The sequence below is a fragment of the Pseudomonas sp. Pseusp16 genome (genome assembly GCF_047324915.1).
GTDB classification, from domain to species: domain Bacteria; phylum Pseudomonadota; class Gammaproteobacteria; order Pseudomonadales; family Pseudomonadaceae; genus Aquipseudomonas; species Aquipseudomonas fluorescens_CD.
Genome location: NZ_CP168522.1, coordinates 3,793,704 through 3,810,354, shown reverse-complemented (window position 1 = coordinate 3,810,354; position 16,651 = coordinate 3,793,704). Strand labels below are relative to the sequence as shown.

The following is a 16,651-nucleotide window of genomic DNA, read 5'->3' as shown; positions in this document are numbered from 1 at the left end:
CGAGATTCTAACAGCTTGCAAGCCGCTGCGTTAGATCCGTGTCTTTAGTGTATAGAGCATTTCGAGTGCACGACGTGGTGTCATGTCGTCCAGATCGAGCTTGGCCAGTTCTTCCAGCACCGGGTGCGGCAGGCTGGCAAACAGATCGCTCTGCAGCGGCGCAGCCGGTTTGCCTTTGGTTGGTGCAGGCACTTCATGGGGCAGGGCGGTGTCTTCCAGGCGGCTCAAATGCTCGCGAGCACGGGTGATGACCTCACTCGGCACACCCGCCAGTTGCGCAACGGCCAGGCCATAACTCTGACTGGCCGGCCCGGGCAGCACATGGTGCAGGAACACGATGCGTTCATTGTGCTCGGTGGCATTGAGATGCACGTTGGCCACCAGCGGCTGGGCTTCCGGCAGGACGGTCAGTTCAAAGTAGTGGGTGGCGAACAGCGTGTAGGCACGCAGGTGCGCCAGGCGTTCGGCCGCCGCCCATGCCAGGGACAGGCCGTCGAAGGTGCTGGTGCCGCGCCCGACTTCGTCCATCAGTACCAGGCTGCGTTCAGTGGCGTTTTGCAGAATGTTCGCGGTTTCGCTCATCTCCACCATGAAGGTCGAACGCCCGCCGGCCAGGTCATCGCTGGAGCCGATCCGGGTGAAGATGCGGTCGACCAGGGACAATTCGCAACTGGCCGCTGGCACGAAGCTGCCGATGTGCGCCAGGAGCACAATCAACGCGGTCTGGCGCATGTAGGTGGATTTACCGCCCATGTTCGGGCCGGTGATCACCAGCATGCGTGTGTTGTCGTCCAGGCTCAGGTCGTTGGCCACGAACGGCGTGGTCAGCACTTGCTCGACCACCGGGTGACGACCCTGGCTGATGCGCATGCACGGTTCGCTGACGAAGCGCGGGCAGTTCAGGTCAAGGTTCAGTGCACGCTCGGCCAGGTTGCTCAAGACGTCCAGTTCAGCCAGGGCGCCAGCGGTGTCCTGCAACGGTGGCAACTGGGCGATCAGGTCTTCGAGCAGCGCTTCGTAAAGCATCTTCTCGCGGGCCAGGGCGCGGCTTTTGGCTGACAATGCCTTGTCTTCGAACGCCTTGAGTTCCGGGGTAATGAAACGCTCGGCGCCTTTGAGCGTCTGGCGACGGATATAGTCGGCAGGTGCCGATTCCGCCTGCTTGCTTGGCAGTTCGATGAAGTAGCCGTGGATGCGGTTGTAACCGACCTTCAGGTGCGACAGGCCGGTGCGGGCTTTTTCCCGGGCCTCGAGGTCGATCAGGAACTGTCCGGCGTTTTCGCTGAGCGACTGCAATTCGTCGAGTTCGCTGTCGTAGCCGGTTTTCAGCACGCCGCCGTCACGAATGACTGCAGGCGGGTTGTCGATGATGGCTTTTTCCAGCAGGGCCGCCAGTTCCGGGTAGGTGCTGGTGATGGTGGCGAGTTGCTGGAGGTGCGGCGCTTCGAGCTCCGTCATTGCCACTTGCAGTTCGGGCAGTGCGCCGAGGGCGTCACGCAAGCGGGCGAGGTCCCGCGGGCGGGCATTGCGCAGGCCGATCCGCGCAAGAATCCGCTCGATGTCACCGATTTCCTTGAGCTGCGGTTGCAGTCTTTCGAAGCGGTAACCGTCGAGCAGGCAAGTGATCGAGGTCTGGCGCGCCAGCAGCACTGTCAAATCGCGTAACGGGCGATTCAGCCAGCGGGTCAGCAGACGGCTGCCCATGGCGGTCTGGCAACGGTCCACCACCGATTGCAGAGTATTGTCGCGGCCCCCGGCCAGGTTGGTGTCGAGTTCCAGGTTGCGACGGCTGGCGCCATCGAGCACCACGGTGTCGTCCAGGCGCTCATGGCGCAGGCTGCGTAAATGGGGCAGGGCGGTGCGCTGGGTTTCCTTGGCGTAGGCCAGCAGGCAGCCGGCGGCGCCGATCGCCAGGGTCAGGTTTTCGCAGCCAAAGCCCTTGAGATCCTGGGTCGAGAATTGCTGGCACAGGCTTTTCAGCGCCGAATCGCGCTCGAAATCCCACGGCGCGCGGCGACGCACACCGCGGCGTTTTTCTGCCGGCAAGTCCTTGGGCCAGTCATCCGGGATCAGCAGTTCCACCGGGTTGACCCGCTCCAGTTCTGCCAGCAGGTTTTCCCAACCCTTGATTTCCAGCACGCTGAAGTTGCCACTGGTGATGTCCAGCACCGCCAGGCCGAACAGGCGCTCATCACCCAGAACGGCGGCGATCAGGTTGTCCCGACGCTCGTCGAGCAGCGCCTCGTCACTCACCGTCCCCGGCGTGATGATGCGCACGACCTGGCGCTCCACTGGCCCTTTGCTGGTGGCCGGCTCGCCGACCTGCTCGCAGATCACCACCGATTCGCCGAGCTTCACCAGTTTTGCCAGGTAACCTTCGGCGGCATGGTAAGGAATCCCGCACATCGGAATCGCCTGCCCGGCCGACTGCCCGCGGGCGGTCAGGGTGATGTCCAGCAACTTGGCGGCCTTCTTCGCGTCTTCATAGAAGATCTCGTAGAAGTCGCCCATGCGGTAAAACATCAGCTGGTCCGGGTGCTGGTTTTTCAGGCGCCAGTACTGCTGCATCATCGGGGTGTGGGAGGACAGGTCGGAGACGGCTTTATTCATCGGATTGTCAGGAAGCTCGTTGAAAGAGGTGGGGCAAAAGCGGGGCAAAGGCCGGGCTTTTCCGCGATGGGCGCAAGGTTACCATGGGCGGTCTACCCGACGCAGGCGCCACGGCCCGGTGACATCTTTTACGATGCAAAAAACATGTTATGCATCGATTATGCAAATCGGCATTTGTCTTCTTCGAAAAGAACAAGCACTATGCGCATTATGCAAAAACGCAACGTATCTACCGTATTAAGAGCATTGCTCGATCAGCACGGGATCTCCCCTACGGAGCTTCACCGTCGTACCGGCGTGCCTCAATCCACACTCTCGCGCATTCTCGGCGGGAAAATCGTCGATCCTTCGGATAAGCATATTTCGAAGATCGCCGGGTATTTCTCGGTGAGCACTGACCAGTTGCGTGGCCGCGCGGACGTCGTGCCTGCCGCTAATGCCGGGCGCTCTCCTGTGCATTCGGAGCTCAAGGATATAAGTCTGTGGGACGATGATACCCCTGTCGATGACGACGAGGTGTCGGTCCCCTTTCTTCGCGAGGTTGAATTGGCTGCAGGATCGGGAAGATTCGTCATCGAGGAAAGCGAGCGCTCTAGCCTGCGCTTCGGCAAACGAAGCCTGCGTCATAACGGCGTGCAGTTCGACCAGGCCAAATGCGTGACGGTGCGGGGCAACAGCATGTTGCCGGTACTGCGCGACGGTGCCACGGTCGGGGTGAATGCCGGCAAGTGCGGCATTGGCGATATCGTTGACGGCGACCTTTATGCAATCAATCACAACGGCCAATTGCGGGTGAAGCAGCTGTATCGCCTGCCGACCGGGATTCGCCTGCGCAGCTTCAACCGCGATGAACATCCGGACGAAGACTACACCTTTCAGGAAATCCAGGGGGAGCCGATTGTTATCCTCGGACATGTCTTCTGGTGGGGCATGTACGCCCGTTAATGCCCGTACGTTCAGATAAAACCCGCTTCCCGAGCGGGTTTTTTTTCGCGTGCTCAAATCATTGGATTGTTTTTCAATGCGTAAATGCATTGACTGACTATGCGTTGATGCATAATCTGATTGCCTATCTATAAAAAACACGGAGTGACCATTCACTCAAGGAGGCATGAAATGACCGCTGAGCAATATGCGTTGCTGGACATGCCTCTGTGGCTGCTCATCATCCTGCCAATACTCGGTGGCGTTACCGGTGAAATGTGGCGTGCCGATAAAGACGGCGTTCGTGGCTGGCCCCTTGTGTGGCGCCTGATCCTGCGGTCTGGCTCCAGCATGATTTGCGGCGCCTCGGTCATCATGCTGCTGCACGCCGCCAATGTTTCCATTTGGGCTGCTTGTGCGGGGGGCTGCTTAACGGCGATGGCCGGGACAGACGTAGTTTTAGGGCTATATGAGCGTTGGGCAGCCAAGCGCATCGGTATCGCTCCTGTTGCGCCCGGTGACGTGGAAGATTGATTCCCCCGACAGGCCTTTTCCAGAGCCTCTGCTTCTTTACATTTTGATCGGTCCTGTAGCTTGCAAGTGCGGTCTGCTCGTGTACGGTTAACCCATCCCGCCCCATCAGGAGATGACCGTGAAAGTAATCACCCAGCTCGCCGCTGACCTTGGCAGGCAATTGCAGATTCTCAATGCCCATGTTTCCACGGCCGAGTCCTGTACCGGAGGCGGGATCGCCGAGGCGATCACCCGTATTCCGGGTAGCTCGGCGTGGTTCGAGGCCGGTTATGTCACTTACTCCAATCTGCAGAAGAACCTGCAACTGGGTGTCCCGGTGGAGTTGTTCACCACGGTGGGGGCGGTCAGTCGCGAGGTGGTCGAAGCGATGGCCAGGGGCGCGCAGGAGAAAAGTCGCGCATTTTTTTCCGTGGCGGTCAGTGGCGTGGCCGGGCCGGACGGTGGTTCGCCGAGCAAGCCTGTGGGCACGGTATGGCTGGCCTGGGGCGTTGGCGAGCGAGTGTTCAGCGAGCGGCAACACTTCCCCGGTGACCGCGACGAGGTGCGCCGACAAACGGTGAAGGCCGCGCTAGAGGGGCTGCTGCGGTATGCCGCGGCAGAAATCTCAAATCAGGGGTAGGCGATCCTCAAACGCTGTGGAATAATACTGGCTACTTATACAGGTGTTGGCCGTCAGGCCTTATTGATTACGTGAGGACTTTAATGGACGACAACAAGAAGAAAGCCTTGGCTGCGGCCCTGGGTCAGATCGAACGTCAATTCGGCAAGGGTGCCGTAATGCGTATGGGCGATCAGGACCGTCAGGCGATCCCGGCCATCTCCACTGGCTCTCTGGGGCTGGACATCGCTCTCGGCATCGGCGGCCTGCCAAAAGGCCGTATTGTTGAAATCTACGGTCCTGAATCTTCCGGTAAAACCACGTTGACCCTGTCCGTGATCGCCCAGGCTCAAAAAGCCGGCGCGACCTGCGCATTCGTCGACGCTGAACACGCCCTCGACCCTGAGTACGCCGGCAAGCTGGGCGTCAACGTCGACGACCTGCTGGTTTCCCAGCCGGACACCGGCGAGCAGGCCCTGGAAATCACCGACATGCTGGTGCGCTCCAACGCAGTTGACGTGATCATCGTCGACTCCGTGGCCGCCCTGGTGCCAAAGGCTGAAATCGAAGGCGAAATGGGTGACATGCACGTGGGCCTGCAAGCCCGTCTCATGTCCCAGGCTCTGCGTAAAATCACCGGTAACATCAAGAACGCCAACTGCCTGGTGATCTTCATCAACCAGATCCGTATGAAAATCGGCGTGATGTTTGGTAGCCCGGAAACCACCACCGGTGGTAACGCACTGAAGTTCTACGCATCGGTTCGTCTGGACATCCGTCGTACTGGCGCGGTGAAAGAGGGTGATGAAGTCGTCGGTAGCGAAACCCGAGTCAAGGTTGTGAAGAACAAGGTGGCTTCGCCGTTCCGTCAGGCCGAGTTCCAGATTCTTTACGGCAAGGGCATCTACCTCAACGGTGAGATGATCGACCTGGGTGTTCTGCACGGTTTCGTCGAGAAGTCCGGTGCCTGGTATGCCTATGAAGGCACCAAGATCGGTCAGGGCAAGGCCAACTCGGCCAAGTTCCTGGCGGATAACCCGGAAGTCGCGGCAAAGCTGGAGAAGCAATTGCGTGACAAGCTGCTGTCGCCTGCATCGGTTGCGGACGCCAAAGCTTCTGCGGTCAAAGAGACCGAAGACGACCTGGCTGACGCTGATATCTGATCGAAGCGATGACCGCCGTACTCGATACACTCGTCGCGGTGCGGCGAACCGCAATGGACCTGCTCGCACGACGCGAGCACGGTCGTGTCGAGCTGACGCGTAAACTGCGTCAGCGCGGCGCCCTCCCTGAAATGATCGAAACAGCACTCGACCGGTTGACGGAAGAGGGGTTGTTGTCCGAAACCCGTTATCTCGAAAGTTTCGTTTCCTACCGCGCCCGTTCCGGTTATGGCCCTTTACGCATTCGCGAAGAATTGAGCCAGCGCGGCCTGCAGCGCACCGATATTGAACTCGCCCTGCGTGAGAGCGGTATCGATTGGCAGGAGCAACTGGCCGATACCTGGCGACGCAAGTTCTCCGGGCAATTGCCGGCAGACGTCCGGGAGCGGACCAGGCAAGGCCGGTTCCTGGCGTATCGGGGATACTCCATGGAAATGATCAACCGCCTGTTCAGCGGTCGAGGGATGGATGATTGAACTGAAACGGCCCGCTATTTCGATAGCGGGCCGTTTTTTATGCCTCACGTAACTTTTGACGGCTCCCGTGTGCGCTGCTGTATCTGGGCTTTTGATTGTGTCCAGTTTTCCGGCAGGTTGATGTAGTCCACAAGCTCGCGCAGGCGGCCATGATTGCGGGCGTTGAAGTTGAAGACCAGCCGCGCCAGATGGCTGAATTCGGCTTCGTCATGTTCTTCACTACTGTAAACGTGCTGATGGAAATGGTCGTTCAGACACAGGTCGCCGAAAGCCACCTGTATGTGTTCGAGTGCGCTGTCGCTGAGTGCGTGATTCATGCGAATCAGGAACTGGTGCTTGAGCCAGCGACTGGAGTGGAAGTTGCCGTAGAACTGATTGATGTGCTCTACCGCTTCTTCGACGTTGTAGACCAGTTTCACCAGCTTCATGTCAGTGGGCAGGATGTAGTGGTTTTCCTCCAGTTGCTGGTGAATGAAGTCCAGTGCGCCTTGCCAGAATTTTCCGCCCGGCGTGTCGAGCAGCACCACTGGCACCAATGGGCTTTTGCCGGTCTGGATCAGTGTCAGCACCTCCAGCGCTTCATCCAGGGTACCGAAGCCACCCGGGCACAGCACCAGGGCATCGGCTTCCTTGACGAAGAACAGCTTGCGGGTGAAGAAGAAGTGGAAGGGCAGCAGGCTGGTCGTGCCGTCGACGGTGGGGTTGGCATGCTGTTCGAAGGGCAGGGTGATGTTGAACCCCAGGCTGTTTGCCAGTCCGGCGCCCTCATGGGCGGCGGCCATGATGCCGCCACCGGCGCCAGTGATCACCATCATCTCCGAGCGCGCCAGCGCGGCACCGAGTTCCCGGGCCATGCTGTAGAGCGGATGTTCCATGGGGGTACGGGCCGAGCCGAAGACAGTTACCTTGCGCCGCCCCTTGAATTGTTCGAGCACGCGGAAAGCCTGTTCCAGTTCGCGCAGGGCTTGCAGGGTGATTTTGGCATTCCAGCGGTTGTGGTCTTCCTGGGCCATGCGTAGCACGGTCAGGATCATGTCGCGGTAGATCGGGGTGTTCGGGCTGTTGGGTGAAATCAGCTTGAGCTGTTCTTCGACCTTGCTGATGAGGTCGTGGCCGCTTTCTTCGAAATGACGGCTCAGGAGGTCATTCGGTTGGTAAGGCATTCAACTTCTCCTTCTGCACAGAACCCTCGGCCCGACAACGTGCGTCGGTGCCACGACACTTCATGTGTCGCTGTCTGCCCCGGCCCATGCCTGGGCGATCTACTTGACCCGAAAAACACCGGGTCATCCAAACAGGCTCTGTTTTTCCCTTGGATGAAAGAAACATTCGCACAATACGGCAAGCGATGGGCAGCCCCTTTCCAGCCCTGAAAAATGAACGTGGATAATCTGAAATCTAGACCTTTACAGTGATTTGCGCTGTCTTGATCATTGCGCCACAAAGTCTTTCCTGGCAACCGCTTATTGACGATATGCAAGGTGGTTTCACCGCTCGTCCGAACGTACGTCGCCTGTGCCGCACTCTGATTTACTAAGTTACAGGTGTCACACGACAGCTTTGCGTCAATGGCATGGCGCACGGTACAAGCGGTTCAAGGATTTATCGCTCAAACAAGAGTGAAGTGCAGGGAGGCGGGAAACCATGACCAGAGTCGTTCTGGAGATCGATACGCAACTGTATCGATTGCTGAAGTCATCAGCCGAGACCAATCATTTGAGTCTCGAAGAGGAGTGCTGCCGGCGTTTGCGTGGCGGCGAACGCCGTTCGCATTACTTGCAGGCGCTGCTGGCGGAATTGCGCGCCGAAGATGAACAGCGGCGCGCCAATTCCCGGTGATTACTTTTTCTTCTTCGCTGGTTGCAGGCAATCCGATTCCTGGAAGCTTGCAGAGCCGACTGGACGGTTGGTCTTCACCTCGGTGAAGTCGTAACGCATGATCGCGCCCTTGGCCATCAGCTTGCGAAACCCTTCATTTCTGCAGACAGAAGCTCCCAACTGGAAGTACACCGCTTTGGGGTCTGCACGCATCTTGTCGGCGTGGCTGCTCTGCACGCTCAGATGGTTGATCAGCTGCTTGCCTTCAACGGTGTAGCCTTGATCGAGTATGTCTTCGTTGATCGCTCGTGGAGTGCCGACGCTGCTCTGGGTGGCGACGTTTTGCAGCATTTTGTTCAGTTCCGTGTCTTTCAGGGACGCAGCCTGGGCGTTGAAGGACGACGCCAGCAAAATGGCCGCGGTAGGAACGATAAGGCGCAGCATGAAACTCTCCTGGTTCAGTGATGGGGGTTGGACCCGTCACGTGACTGTGCGTTCAGTGGCGGCGAATTATAGGGGAGGCAGGCTGGACGGTACAGGCTTGCACCGGGCGGTCTGGTAAACTGCTGGCACTTTTTACCCTGTCGAGTGTTTTTCGTGTCGATTTCCCTTCTCTGCGGGCGTTGCCCGCTATGAGTCATACCCGCGCGCGCTTTGCCTTGAATGCCGTAGCCCGCCTGCGCGATCAGCGCGAGGAGGAGGGCATCAAGCCGATTCAGGCCCGCGGCTGGCGCGCACCGCGTTGCCGTGATTGCCGGGTGATCGAGAGTCACTGCCTGTGCGCATGGCGTCCGCAGGTCGCTACCCGCTCCGGCGTGTGCCTGATCATGACCAACAAGGAAGTGTTCAAGCCGAGCAACACGGGTTGGCTGATCGCCGACGTGGTCCCGGACAACCATGCCTTCATCTGGTCCCGTACGGAGGTCGATCCGAAGTTGCTGGCGCTGTTGTCCGACCCGCAATGGCAGCCTTACCTGGTGTTTCCGGGGGAGTACGTCGAGCCTGAGCGTGTGACTAATAGCGTGGATGTCGATGGCACGAAGCGCCCGTTGTTCATTCTGCTGGATGCGACCTGGACCGAGGCGCGGAAGATCTTTCGCAAGAGCCCCTATTTCGATCGATTGCCGATCCTCAGCCTGCTGCCGGAGAAACTCTCCCGCTACCGGTTGCGCCGCTCGACCCGCAGCGAGCATCTGTGCACGGCGGAAGTGGCGGCGCTGTGCCTCGACCTTGCAGGTGATGTAGCCGCGGCCTCGGCGCTGGATGCCTACTTCGATGTGTTCAGCCAGCACTACCTCGACGCCAAACATCAGTTGGACATGAACGTTTCGACCCCGGCGCACGCCGAGTTGATGCCCTATGTCCAGCCGGTCACGCCATTGATGGACTGATTGTCTCGGATACTGCAATAAAGTGTACCGGCCATGCTGCTTGACCACCCCGGCTTCGCTGGGCATGCTTGGCGCCGATTAGGGTGCGGCCAAAGTTTGCAACGCGGTTTTTTGCGTTGAGCGTGCCTTGTAAATCCAGCTCCGTGGCTGTGCCTTGAGTTGCTTTGGCGAGGCCCGAATGCATCGGGCGTCCCACGAAAAACAGGATCATTTGAAAAATGGCCACATACGAAATCCTGATTGCCGATGACCACCCACTTTTTCGTAGTGCCTTGCATCAAGCGCTGACCCTGGGCCTTGGCCCGGATGTCCGCCTGGTGGAAGTGGCGAGCATCGCCGAACTGGAAGTCCGCCTGACAGAGAAGTCCGACTGGGATCTGGTACTGCTGGACCTGAACATGCCGGGGGCCTACGGCTTTTCCGGACTGGTCCTGCTGCGCGGTCAGTACCCGCAGATTCCGGTGGTCATGGTCTCGGCCCAGGAAGAGCCGACCATCATGGTCAAGTCCCGTGAGTTCGGCGCCAGTGGCTTCATTCCCAAATCCAGCGACTTGAGTGTGATCCAGAAAGCCGTGCGGGCGGTCCTCGATGGCGACGTGTTCTGGCCACCGCAGGCGTTCGAAGCGGTCAGCGTCTCGGAAGAGGCGAAAGCGGCCAGCGAAGGTCTTGCCAGCCTGACGCCGCAGCAATTCCGGGTGCTGACCATGGTCTGCGAAGGCTTGCTGAACAAGCAGATCGCCTACGAGCTGAGTGTTTCCGAGGCGACGATCAAGGCGCACGTAACCGCGATTTTCCGTAAACTGAATGTACGGACCCGGACCCAGGCCGCGCTGCTCTTGCAACAACTTGAGTCAATTTCCAGCCATTAATGGCTGGCGACTTCACGCTTTTTTGACTTTGGTTGAACTAGCTTTCCCACTTCTTTTTTGTCAGTTGCCCACTCTATGTCACCTTTCAAAGGCCAGACCGGCCTGAAACGAATCCTCAACGCCTCCGGTTATTCGCTGGACGGCCTGCGCGCCGCCTTCACCGGTGAAGCCGCCTTTCGGCAACTGGTATTGCTCAACGTCATCCTGATTCCCTTGTCATTCTTCCTGAATGTCAGCCGGGTCGAACGGGCGTTGTTAATCGCGGTATGCCTGTTGGCGTTGATCGTCGAGTTACTCAACTCGGCAGTGGAAGCGGCCATCGACCGCATTTCCCTTGAACGGCATCCGCTGTCCAAGAATGCCAAGGACATGGGCAGTGCCGCCCAGTTCGTGGCATTGAGCATGATTGCCCTGGTGTGGGCGGTGATTCTGCTCTAAGCGATCGTTGGCAGCACGATCTCGTCGCTGCGCTGAACCCCGGCGGTGAAGGCGCGGCACAGGTCGAGGAACTCGCGCATCGCCGAGGTCTGATATTTCTGTTTATGCCAGATGAAATAAAACTGTCGCGCCAGATCCAGATCCGGCGTCTCGACAGGCACCAGGCTGCCGCGGCGGAATGCGTCGCGCAAAGCCAGCCTGGAAATGCAACCAATCCCCAAACCTGACTCCACCGCGCGTTTGATCGCTTCGGTGTGCTCAAGCTCCAGGCGGATATTCAAAGAAGTGCGGTGATGGCGCATGGCTTGATCGAAGGTCAACCGTGTGCCGGAGCCTTGCTCGCGCAAGATCCACGCTTCGTGACTCAACTCCTCCATGGTCGCCGTGCCGCGTTTGGCCAGCGGATGCTGAGGGGCGCAAAACACCACCAGTTCGTCCTCGACCCAGCTTTGTACTTCGATGTCCGGGTGACTGCAGTCACCTTCGATCAGACCCAGATCAATTTCGTAGTGGGCTACTTGTTGCACAATATTGGCAGTGTTCTGCACGTGCAGCTTCACCTGGCTTTCCGGATGGCGCTGCATGAAGCCGCCGATCAGCAGGGTGGCCAGGTAATTGCCGATGGTCAGGGTCGCGCCCACGGCCAGCGAGCCGAAGCCGGACTTGCCGTTGAGCAGGTCTTCGATTTCCTTGGCCTGGTCCAGCAAGGCCACCGCCTGGGGCAGCAGCTGTTTGCCGAGCGCATTGAGGCTCAGGCGCTTGCCGGCGCGGTCGAACAGCTGGCAGCTGCACTGGCGCTCCAGTTCGATGATCGAGGTGCTCGCCGCCGATTGCGAGAGGTTGAGCAGGCCCGCAGCACGGGATACGCTTTCCTGCTGGGCGACGGCGACGAATACTTGAAGTTGACGGAGAGTAAATCGCATATCGATATAACCGATAACCCTTATCTTAATAATCCATTTAACAGATATTGTTACTGCTATTAGAATGCGATGCAATTGCGCACCGCATCTTTAGCAGCGCATGCGCAGACCAATCTCCAGGAGTCCCACGTACATGAGCAACATGAACCACGAGCGTGTCCTCAGTGTTCACCACTGGAACGACACTCTGTTCAGCTTCAAGTGCACCCGTGATCCGGGTCTGCGCTTCGAGAACGGTCAGTTCGTGATGATCGGCCTGCAACAGCCCAACGGCCGCCCGCTTATGCGCGCTTACTCGATTGCCAGCCCGAACTGGGAAGAGCATCTCGAGTTCTTCAGCATCAAGGTGCCTGATGGTCCGCTGACTTCGCAGTTGCAGCATCTGAAGGAAGGCGACGAGATCATCATCAGCAAGAAGCCTACCGGCACGCTGGTGCTGGATGACTTGAAGCCTGGCAAACATTTGTACCTGCTCAGCACCGGTACCGGTCTGGCGCCGTTCATGAGCGTCATCCAGGATCCGGAAACCTACGAGCGTTTCGAAAAAGTGATCCTGTGCCACGGCGTGCGTTACGTCAACGAAGTCGCTTACCGCGAATTCATTACCGAGCACCTGCCGCAGAACGAATTCTTCGGCGAAGCGCTGCGTGACAAGTTGATCTACTACCCGACCGTGACCCGCGAGCCGTTCGAGAACGAAGGTCGCCTGACCGACCTGATGCGCAGCGGCAAGCTGTTCAGCGACATCGGTCTGCCACCGATCAACCCGCAGGACGACCGCGCCATGTTGTGCGGCAGCCCGAGCATGCTCGACGAGACCAGCGAAGTGCTGAACAGCTTCGGCCTGAAGGTTTCGCCGCGGATGCGCGAGCCGGGTGATTACCTGATCGAGCGTGCCTTCGTCGAGAAGTGACCGCAGGTCACCTTGTAGGAGCTAGCTTGCTAGCGATGGTCGTTAACGATAACGCGTGTTTCCTGGTGTAACGCGGTGAGTTCGAGTCCATCGCTGGCAAGCCAGCTCCTACAGTAGATGTGTATTGCAAAGAAAAGCCCGCATGGCCTGAGAAGGTCATGCGGGCTTTTTCGTTTCCGGGTTTATTTAACCGGGATAACTTCCAGGACCCGGATCACGTTTGTTTCCGGGTAGTGCCAACGCACATCCAGATCCCAGAACTGCGCACCGTATTCCCGCTCGGGTGCAGGTGTTTGATAAGCCGGGCGTGGATCCTGCGCCAAACATTGCTCGATCAATTCCACCAAGGGTTCTTCAAGGCGCTGAGCGTGCCCGTGAGCCTGTTCCAGGGCGCTGTCCGTCCACTGCACGGGAATCAGCTGCGGCGCGGCGCTGGCGATGCTGTTGGTGGCTGTAGCGATGATGTCGGCGTAGGGCACGTAGGGTTTGATATCGAGAATCGGCGTGCCATCCAGCAGATCGATGCCCGATATCCACAAACGGTTGGCTTCGACCTTGTCCAGTTTCACCACTGACTGTCCGATGCCATTGGGGCGATGGGTGGCGCGGGTGGCAAACACGCCCATGGATTTATTGCCACCGAGGCGAGGAGGGCGGACCTTCAAGCGTGGCTTTTCCTCCAGGGCCTGGTGGAACAGGAACAGCAGCCACACGTGGCTGACCTGCTCCAGGCCCTGTACCGCGTCCCCTTGATCGAACGGTGCCACCAGTTCCAGCACCCCACGGGCGGCCGGGGCCAGCTGCGGCTGGCGCGGAATGGCGAACTTCTCTTTGAAGCAGGAGCGCACGAAGCCGATGGGGGAAACGCTGTAGGTCATGGTTTGAGGTCGAAGCGGGAAGAGGGTGGGCATGATAACCCGATCGACCTGTGTTCAGTGGTGGCTGTGCCGGCCCTTTCGCGAGCAAGCCCGCTGCCACATTTTTGTGAACAACTCAGGACCAATGTGGGAGCGGGCTTGCTCGCGAAAGCCACACCGCCGATCTACAGGCTGAACCCGCCATCCAGCGGAATGATATTCCCGGTCATATAAGCCCCGGCAGTACTCGCCAGGCTGATCGCCAGCGCGGCCATCTCTTCCTCGCGGCCCCACCGCTTCATCGGGATCAGTGCAGTATCCTGCGCCAGCGCCTGTTCATCATTGCCGATGTGCTGGGTCATCTTGCTCGGAAAGCGCCCCGGGGCGATCACATTGACGTTGATGTGCTGGCTCACCAGTTCGCGCGCCAGAATCCTCGACAGTTGATGCAACGCAGCCTTGCTCGGCCCGTAGGCATATGCCTGTTCGCCGAAGGATGAAATCCCAGCCACTGAGCCAATGTTGATGATCCGCGCGGGATTCTGCGCCGAGCCGGCCTTGCGCAGCAGGGGCAGGAATTGCTGGATGCAGTTGAATACCGACGTCACGTTGAGCTGCATGACTTTTTCCCAACCCTTGATCGGGTAGCTCTCCAGCGATGCGCCCCAGGTGGTGCCGGCATTGTTCACCAGAATGTCCAGATGGCTGATCTGCTCGCCCAGGCGTGTGGCCAGTTGCAGGACGCCCTCTTCGGTGGCGAGGTTGGCAGCCATGGCATGGCAGCGTCCAAGCGCACCGAGTTCGTCGGCGGTTTGCTGGCAGGCTTCGGCGTCACGGGCACAGACGTACACGGTGGCGCCCGCCTCGACGTAGGCCTTGGCGATCATCTTGCCGATACCACGGGTGCCGCCGGTCACCAGGGCGGTGCGGCCTTGCAGGGAAAAGTAGGGGTGCATGGCGAATCCTGAAAACTGAGGTCTTAACACCCTAGTCGTCAGCCGCCAGAAGCGGAGCCACTATTTTTGCGCGGAATAGGGTGGCATTCCGCCTTGTAGGAGCTGGCTTGCCAGCGAAGGATGAGAGAGCGCCGCGTTCATCCAGTCAGCACGCGTTATCGTTTGCGACCATCGCTGGCAAGCCAGCTCCTACAGAAAACAGATGTGTCTTGAGCTTATTGCGGGCGAACGCGCAGGGTCAGGCCCTTGAGGAAGTTACGCAGCAACTGGTCGCCGCACGGGCGATAGTTGGTGTGGCCGAACTTGCGGAACAGCGCGCTCAGCTCAGGCTTGGACACCGGGAACTCGGCGGCCTTGAGGATCGCGTGCATGTCGTCTTCTTTGAGCTCGAACGCCACCCGCAGCTTTTTCAGGATGATGTTGTTGGTCACGGGCACTTCGATCGGCTGCGGCGGACGGCTTTCGTCCTTGCCACGCTTGAAGATCACCAGGCCGTCGAGGAAATGTGCCATGACTTCGTCCGGGCAGCGTACGAAACCTTCCTCGTCTTCCTCTTTCTTGTCGAGGTAGGTCACCAGGTCAGGCAGGGCCACGTCCAGGCCGCCGAGCTTGATGATCTCGATGACTTTCTTGTCGCTGATGTCGAGCATGTAGCGCACGCTGCGCAGTACGTCGTTATGAATCATGTGTGCAGTCCTGATAATTCAGCTATGGGCGCCGCCGAAAGCAGCAGCGCCGAAAGATGTGGCGGCGGCGCAAGCCTTAGAACTTCTCTTTGCCGGACAAGTAGCGCCATTGCCCCACGGGCACTTTGCCGATGGACACGCCGCCGATGCGGATGCGGCGGATGGCGACGACCTTCAGGCCGACGGCCTGGCACAGCTGGGCGATGATGCCCGGTTGCGGGTTCTTCATGGCGAAGCGCAGCCGGTTTTCGTTCTGCCAGCTGGCCTTGACTGCCGGCAACTCCTTGCCCTTGTGGGTCAGGCCGTGATTCAGGCGGTTGAGGCCGTGAGCCACCATTTCGCCTTCAACCTCGACCACATACTCTTGCTCGATCTTGCTGGAGTCGGCGGTGAGTTTGCGCAGGATTTTCCAGTCCTGGGTGAACACCAGCAGACCGCTGGCGTTGGCCTGCAGGTCGGTGCTGGCGGTCAGTCGCAGGAAGTGCCCGCGCAACGGGCGCTTGCCGTAGCGGTGTTCTTCGCTCAGGGTCTCGGCGCCGAGGGTGGCCATGGCGGTGTCTGCGTCCATGCCGGCAGGCACATTGAGCAGCAGGGTCACCGGTTCCGGCGCAGTGGCCTTGGCTTCAGGATCAAGTTCGACTTTCTGGGTGCCGACCTTGAATTGCGGCTCGTCGATGACCTCACCGTCGACGGTGACCCAGCCGCCCTCGATGAACAGCTCAGCCTCCCGACGGGAACAGCCGACGAGTTCGATGAGGCGTTTGGAGAGACGAATCGGGTCAGTCATGTCAGGGCCGTAACAAAAAGGGGGTGGGCATTGTACCTGCCTGGTGCCGGTTAATCCCGATTCCATTTACGCGCAGTGCTTTTTGTAGGAGCTGGCTTGCCAGCGATGGATTCAAGAGCACCGTGTTTATCCTGAAAGAACGCGGCGCTCTCTCATCCTTCGCTGGCAAGCCAGCTCCTACAGTTGTACGTGTTGTGTCAGCCCTGTTGTGAAAGCTTTTGGTTTTGGCGCAAACGCATGTGCAGCAACGGATACGGCTGCCCCATGCCATCGACTTCAGAGCGGCCGATGACCTCGAAACCCTGCTTGAAGTAGAAGCCGAGGGCTTGCGGGTTCTGTTCGTTGACGTCCAGTTCGTCGGCGTTCAGGTGTTCCAGGGCATAGCGCAACAATTTTTTGCCCAGGCCCTGGCCGCGATGGTCAGGGTCGATGAAGAGCATTTCGATCTTGCCGGCCGCGACGCCGGCAAACCCGGTGATACGTTGGCTCGAATCCTTGGTGCAGATCAACATCACCGCGTCGAGGTAGCGAGTCAACACCAGGTTTTTCAGCAGTTCGATGTAACTGTCGGGCAGAAAGTCGTGAGTGGCGCGTACCGAGGCCTCCCAGACCCGGGTCAATTCTTCGTAGTCGCTGAACTTCGGCGTTTGGATGACCGAATGCTGACGCATGCCTGTCTGCCCCCCTGATGCGTGATTGGTGTGAATC

Annotated in this window: 20 protein-coding genes; 10 read left to right on the top strand and 10 right to left on the bottom strand. The window is 59.1% G+C overall.

Annotation, left to right across the window (positions count from 1 at the left end; genetic code table 11):
* Positions 1-30: 30 nt before the first annotated feature.
* Entirely contained in the window at positions 31-2,610 is a 2,580-nt protein-coding gene (gene mutS, locus ACEN8Q_RS17450) for a DNA mismatch repair protein MutS (RefSeq protein ID WP_413703488.1), read from the bottom strand.
* Between the two features lie 210 nt (positions 2,611-2,820).
* Between mutS and ACEN8Q_RS17445 the strand changes: the two genes are divergently transcribed.
* The 5 genes from ACEN8Q_RS17445 to recX all read left to right on the top strand — a co-directional run bounded on the left by ACEN8Q_RS17445 (position 2,821) and on the right by recX (position 6,305).
* Positions 2,821-3,555 carry an XRE family transcriptional regulator gene (locus ACEN8Q_RS17445; RefSeq protein ID WP_413427254.1) on the top strand — a complete coding sequence of 245 codons (735 nt, stop codon included), beginning with the start codon at positions 2,821-2,823 and terminating at the stop codon, positions 3,553-3,555.
* 171 nt (positions 3,556-3,726) lie between these two features.
* A complete protein-coding gene (locus ACEN8Q_RS17440) occupies positions 3,727-4,068 on the top strand; it encodes a phage holin family protein (protein WP_413427237.1) in 342 nt (113 codons plus the stop codon).
* Between the two features lie 118 nt (positions 4,069-4,186).
* Positions 4,187-4,687, top strand: coding sequence for a CinA family protein (locus tag ACEN8Q_RS17435; RefSeq protein WP_413427235.1), 501 nt, complete (start codon positions 4,187-4,189; stop codon positions 4,685-4,687).
* 83 nt (positions 4,688-4,770) lie between these two features.
* Entirely contained in the window at positions 4,771-5,829 is a 1,059-nt protein-coding gene (gene recA, locus ACEN8Q_RS17430; RefSeq protein ID WP_007996915.1) for a recombinase RecA, read from the top strand.
* Between the two features lie 8 nt (positions 5,830-5,837).
* Positions 5,838-6,305 carry a recombination regulator RecX gene (gene recX, locus ACEN8Q_RS17425; RefSeq protein ID WP_413703487.1) on the top strand — a complete coding sequence of 156 codons (468 nt, stop codon included), beginning with the start codon at positions 5,838-5,840 and terminating at the stop codon, positions 6,303-6,305.
* A 44-nt stretch (positions 6,306-6,349) separates the two neighbouring features.
* Here recX and ACEN8Q_RS17420 read toward each other — a convergent pair whose 3' ends face one another.
* Entirely contained in the window at positions 6,350-7,468 is a 1,119-nt protein-coding gene (locus tag ACEN8Q_RS17420) for a TIGR00730 family Rossman fold protein (RefSeq protein ID WP_413427231.1), read from the bottom strand.
* Positions 7,469-7,949: 481 nt separating this feature from the next.
* Here ACEN8Q_RS17420 and ACEN8Q_RS17415 point away from each other — a divergent pair, with 481 nt between their 5' ends.
* The gene (locus ACEN8Q_RS17415; protein ID WP_413427229.1) at positions 7,950-8,144 is read left to right on the top strand and encodes a hypothetical protein; all 195 of its coding nucleotides are present in this window, start codon (positions 7,950-7,952) and stop codon (positions 8,142-8,144) included.
* On the opposite strand, the gene ACEN8Q_RS17410 is transcribed toward ACEN8Q_RS17415, so the two are convergent.
* Positions 8,145-8,567 carry a quorum-sensing-regulated virulence factor family protein gene (locus ACEN8Q_RS17410; protein ID WP_007990204.1) on the bottom strand — a complete coding sequence of 141 codons (423 nt, stop codon included), beginning with the start codon at positions 8,565-8,567 and terminating at the stop codon, positions 8,145-8,147.
* Positions 8,568-8,755: 188 nt separating this feature from the next.
* Here ACEN8Q_RS17410 and ACEN8Q_RS17405 point away from each other — a divergent pair, with 188 nt between their 5' ends.
* On the top strand, positions 8,756-9,514 hold the full coding sequence (locus ACEN8Q_RS17405; RefSeq protein ID WP_413703486.1) for a tRNA-uridine aminocarboxypropyltransferase: 759 nt from the start codon (positions 8,756-8,758) through the stop codon (positions 9,512-9,514).
* Here the strand turns inward: ACEN8Q_RS17405 and ACEN8Q_RS17400 are convergent.
* On the bottom strand, positions 9,495-9,740 hold the full coding sequence (locus tag ACEN8Q_RS17400; RefSeq protein ID WP_413703485.1) for a hypothetical protein: 246 nt from the start codon (positions 9,738-9,740) through the stop codon (positions 9,495-9,497). The genes ACEN8Q_RS17405 and ACEN8Q_RS17400 overlap by 20 nt on opposite strands.
* Between ACEN8Q_RS17400 and erdR the strand changes: the two genes are divergently transcribed.
* Together erdR and ACEN8Q_RS17390 are read left to right on the top strand one after the other, a co-directional pair.
* Positions 9,733-10,383, top strand: coding sequence for a response regulator transcription factor ErdR (gene erdR, locus ACEN8Q_RS17395; RefSeq protein ID WP_108216688.1), 651 nt, complete (start codon positions 9,733-9,735; stop codon positions 10,381-10,383). The genes ACEN8Q_RS17400 and erdR overlap by 8 nt on opposite strands.
* A 75-nt stretch (positions 10,384-10,458) precedes the next feature.
* On the top strand, positions 10,459-10,821 hold the full coding sequence (locus tag ACEN8Q_RS17390; protein WP_007996906.1) for a diacylglycerol kinase: 363 nt from the start codon (positions 10,459-10,461) through the stop codon (positions 10,819-10,821).
* Here the strand turns inward: ACEN8Q_RS17390 and ACEN8Q_RS17385 are convergent.
* Entirely contained in the window at positions 10,818-11,744 is a 927-nt protein-coding gene (locus ACEN8Q_RS17385; protein ID WP_413703484.1) for a LysR family transcriptional regulator, read from the bottom strand. The genes ACEN8Q_RS17390 and ACEN8Q_RS17385 overlap by 4 nt on opposite strands.
* A 133-nt stretch (positions 11,745-11,877) precedes the next feature.
* On the opposite strand from ACEN8Q_RS17385, the gene fpr reads away from it, so the two are divergent.
* The gene (gene fpr, locus ACEN8Q_RS17380) at positions 11,878-12,657 is read left to right on the top strand and encodes a ferredoxin-NADP reductase (protein ID WP_003443014.1); all 780 of its coding nucleotides are present in this window, start codon (positions 11,878-11,880) and stop codon (positions 12,655-12,657) included.
* Positions 12,658-12,839: 182 nt separating this feature from the next.
* On the opposite strand, the gene tsaA is transcribed toward fpr, so the two are convergent.
* The 5 genes from tsaA to ACEN8Q_RS17355 all read right to left on the bottom strand — a co-directional run bounded on the left by tsaA (position 12,840) and on the right by ACEN8Q_RS17355 (position 16,614).
* Positions 12,840-13,535 (bottom strand): tRNA (N6-threonylcarbamoyladenosine(37)-N6)-methyltransferase TrmO, encoded by a 696-nt coding sequence (gene tsaA / locus ACEN8Q_RS17375; protein ID WP_413703483.1) that lies wholly within the window; start codon positions 13,533-13,535, stop codon positions 12,840-12,842.
* A gap of 164 nt (positions 13,536-13,699) precedes the next feature.
* A complete protein-coding gene (locus ACEN8Q_RS17370; RefSeq protein WP_413703482.1) occupies positions 13,700-14,470 on the bottom strand; it encodes an SDR family oxidoreductase in 771 nt (256 codons plus the stop codon).
* 215 nt (positions 14,471-14,685) lie between these two features.
* Positions 14,686-15,156 (bottom strand): DUF1456 family protein, encoded by a 471-nt coding sequence (locus ACEN8Q_RS17365; RefSeq protein WP_111281414.1) that lies wholly within the window; start codon positions 15,154-15,156, stop codon positions 14,686-14,688.
* 76 nt (positions 15,157-15,232) lie between these two features.
* Positions 15,233-15,943, bottom strand: a complete 711-nt coding sequence (locus ACEN8Q_RS17360) for an rRNA pseudouridine synthase (RefSeq protein WP_413427216.1) — start codon at positions 15,941-15,943, stop codon at positions 15,233-15,235.
* Positions 15,944-16,140: 197 nt separating this feature from the next.
* Positions 16,141-16,614, bottom strand: coding sequence for a GNAT family N-acetyltransferase (locus ACEN8Q_RS17355; RefSeq protein ID WP_413427214.1), 474 nt, complete (start codon positions 16,612-16,614; stop codon positions 16,141-16,143).
* Positions 16,615-16,651 lie beyond the last annotated feature (37 nt).

Excerpts from the sequence above, each read along its gene's own strand:
- ACEN8Q_RS17385 (WP_413703484.1), bottom strand. The coding sequence starts at position 11,744 with ATGCGATTTACTCTCCGTCAACTTCAAGTATTCGTCGCCGTCGCCCAG.
- ACEN8Q_RS17360 (WP_413427216.1), bottom strand. The coding sequence starts at position 15,943 with ATGACTGACCCGATTCGTCTCTCCAAACGCCTCATCGAACTCGTCGGC.
- mutS (WP_413703488.1), bottom strand. The coding sequence starts at position 2,610 with ATGAATAAAGCCGTCTCCGACCTGTCCTCCCACACCCCGATGATGCAG.
- ACEN8Q_RS17415 (WP_413427229.1), top strand. The coding sequence starts at position 7,950 with ATGACCAGAGTCGTTCTGGAGATCGATACGCAACTGTATCGATTGCTG.
- ACEN8Q_RS17390 (WP_007996906.1), top strand. The coding sequence starts at position 10,459 with ATGTCACCTTTCAAAGGCCAGACCGGCCTGAAACGAATCCTCAACGCC.
- ACEN8Q_RS17420 (WP_413427231.1), bottom strand. The coding sequence starts at position 7,468 with ATGCCTTACCAACCGAATGACCTCCTGAGCCGTCATTTCGAAGAAAGC.
- tsaA (WP_413703483.1), bottom strand. The coding sequence starts at position 13,535 with ATGACCTACAGCGTTTCCCCCATCGGCTTCGTGCGCTCCTGCTTCAAA.
- ACEN8Q_RS17445 (WP_413427254.1), top strand. The coding sequence starts at position 2,821 with ATGCAAAAACGCAACGTATCTACCGTATTAAGAGCATTGCTCGATCAG.
- recX (WP_413703487.1), top strand. The coding sequence starts at position 5,838 with ATGACCGCCGTACTCGATACACTCGTCGCGGTGCGGCGAACCGCAATG.
- ACEN8Q_RS17440 (WP_413427237.1), top strand. The coding sequence starts at position 3,727 with ATGACCGCTGAGCAATATGCGTTGCTGGACATGCCTCTGTGGCTGCTC.
- ACEN8Q_RS17410 (WP_007990204.1), bottom strand. The coding sequence starts at position 8,567 with ATGCTGCGCCTTATCGTTCCTACCGCGGCCATTTTGCTGGCGTCGTCC.
- erdR (WP_108216688.1), top strand. The coding sequence starts at position 9,733 with ATGGCCACATACGAAATCCTGATTGCCGATGACCACCCACTTTTTCGT.
- ACEN8Q_RS17370 (WP_413703482.1), bottom strand. The coding sequence starts at position 14,470 with ATGCACCCCTACTTTTCCCTGCAAGGCCGCACCGCCCTGGTGACCGGC.
- recA (WP_007996915.1), top strand. The coding sequence starts at position 4,771 with ATGGACGACAACAAGAAGAAAGCCTTGGCTGCGGCCCTGGGTCAGATC.
- ACEN8Q_RS17405 (WP_413703486.1), top strand. The coding sequence starts at position 8,756 with ATGAGTCATACCCGCGCGCGCTTTGCCTTGAATGCCGTAGCCCGCCTG.
- fpr (WP_003443014.1), top strand. The coding sequence starts at position 11,878 with ATGAGCAACATGAACCACGAGCGTGTCCTCAGTGTTCACCACTGGAAC.
- ACEN8Q_RS17355 (WP_413427214.1), bottom strand. The coding sequence starts at position 16,614 with ATGCGTCAGCATTCGGTCATCCAAACGCCGAAGTTCAGCGACTACGAA.
- ACEN8Q_RS17365 (WP_111281414.1), bottom strand. The coding sequence starts at position 15,156 with ATGATTCATAACGACGTACTGCGCAGCGTGCGCTACATGCTCGACATC.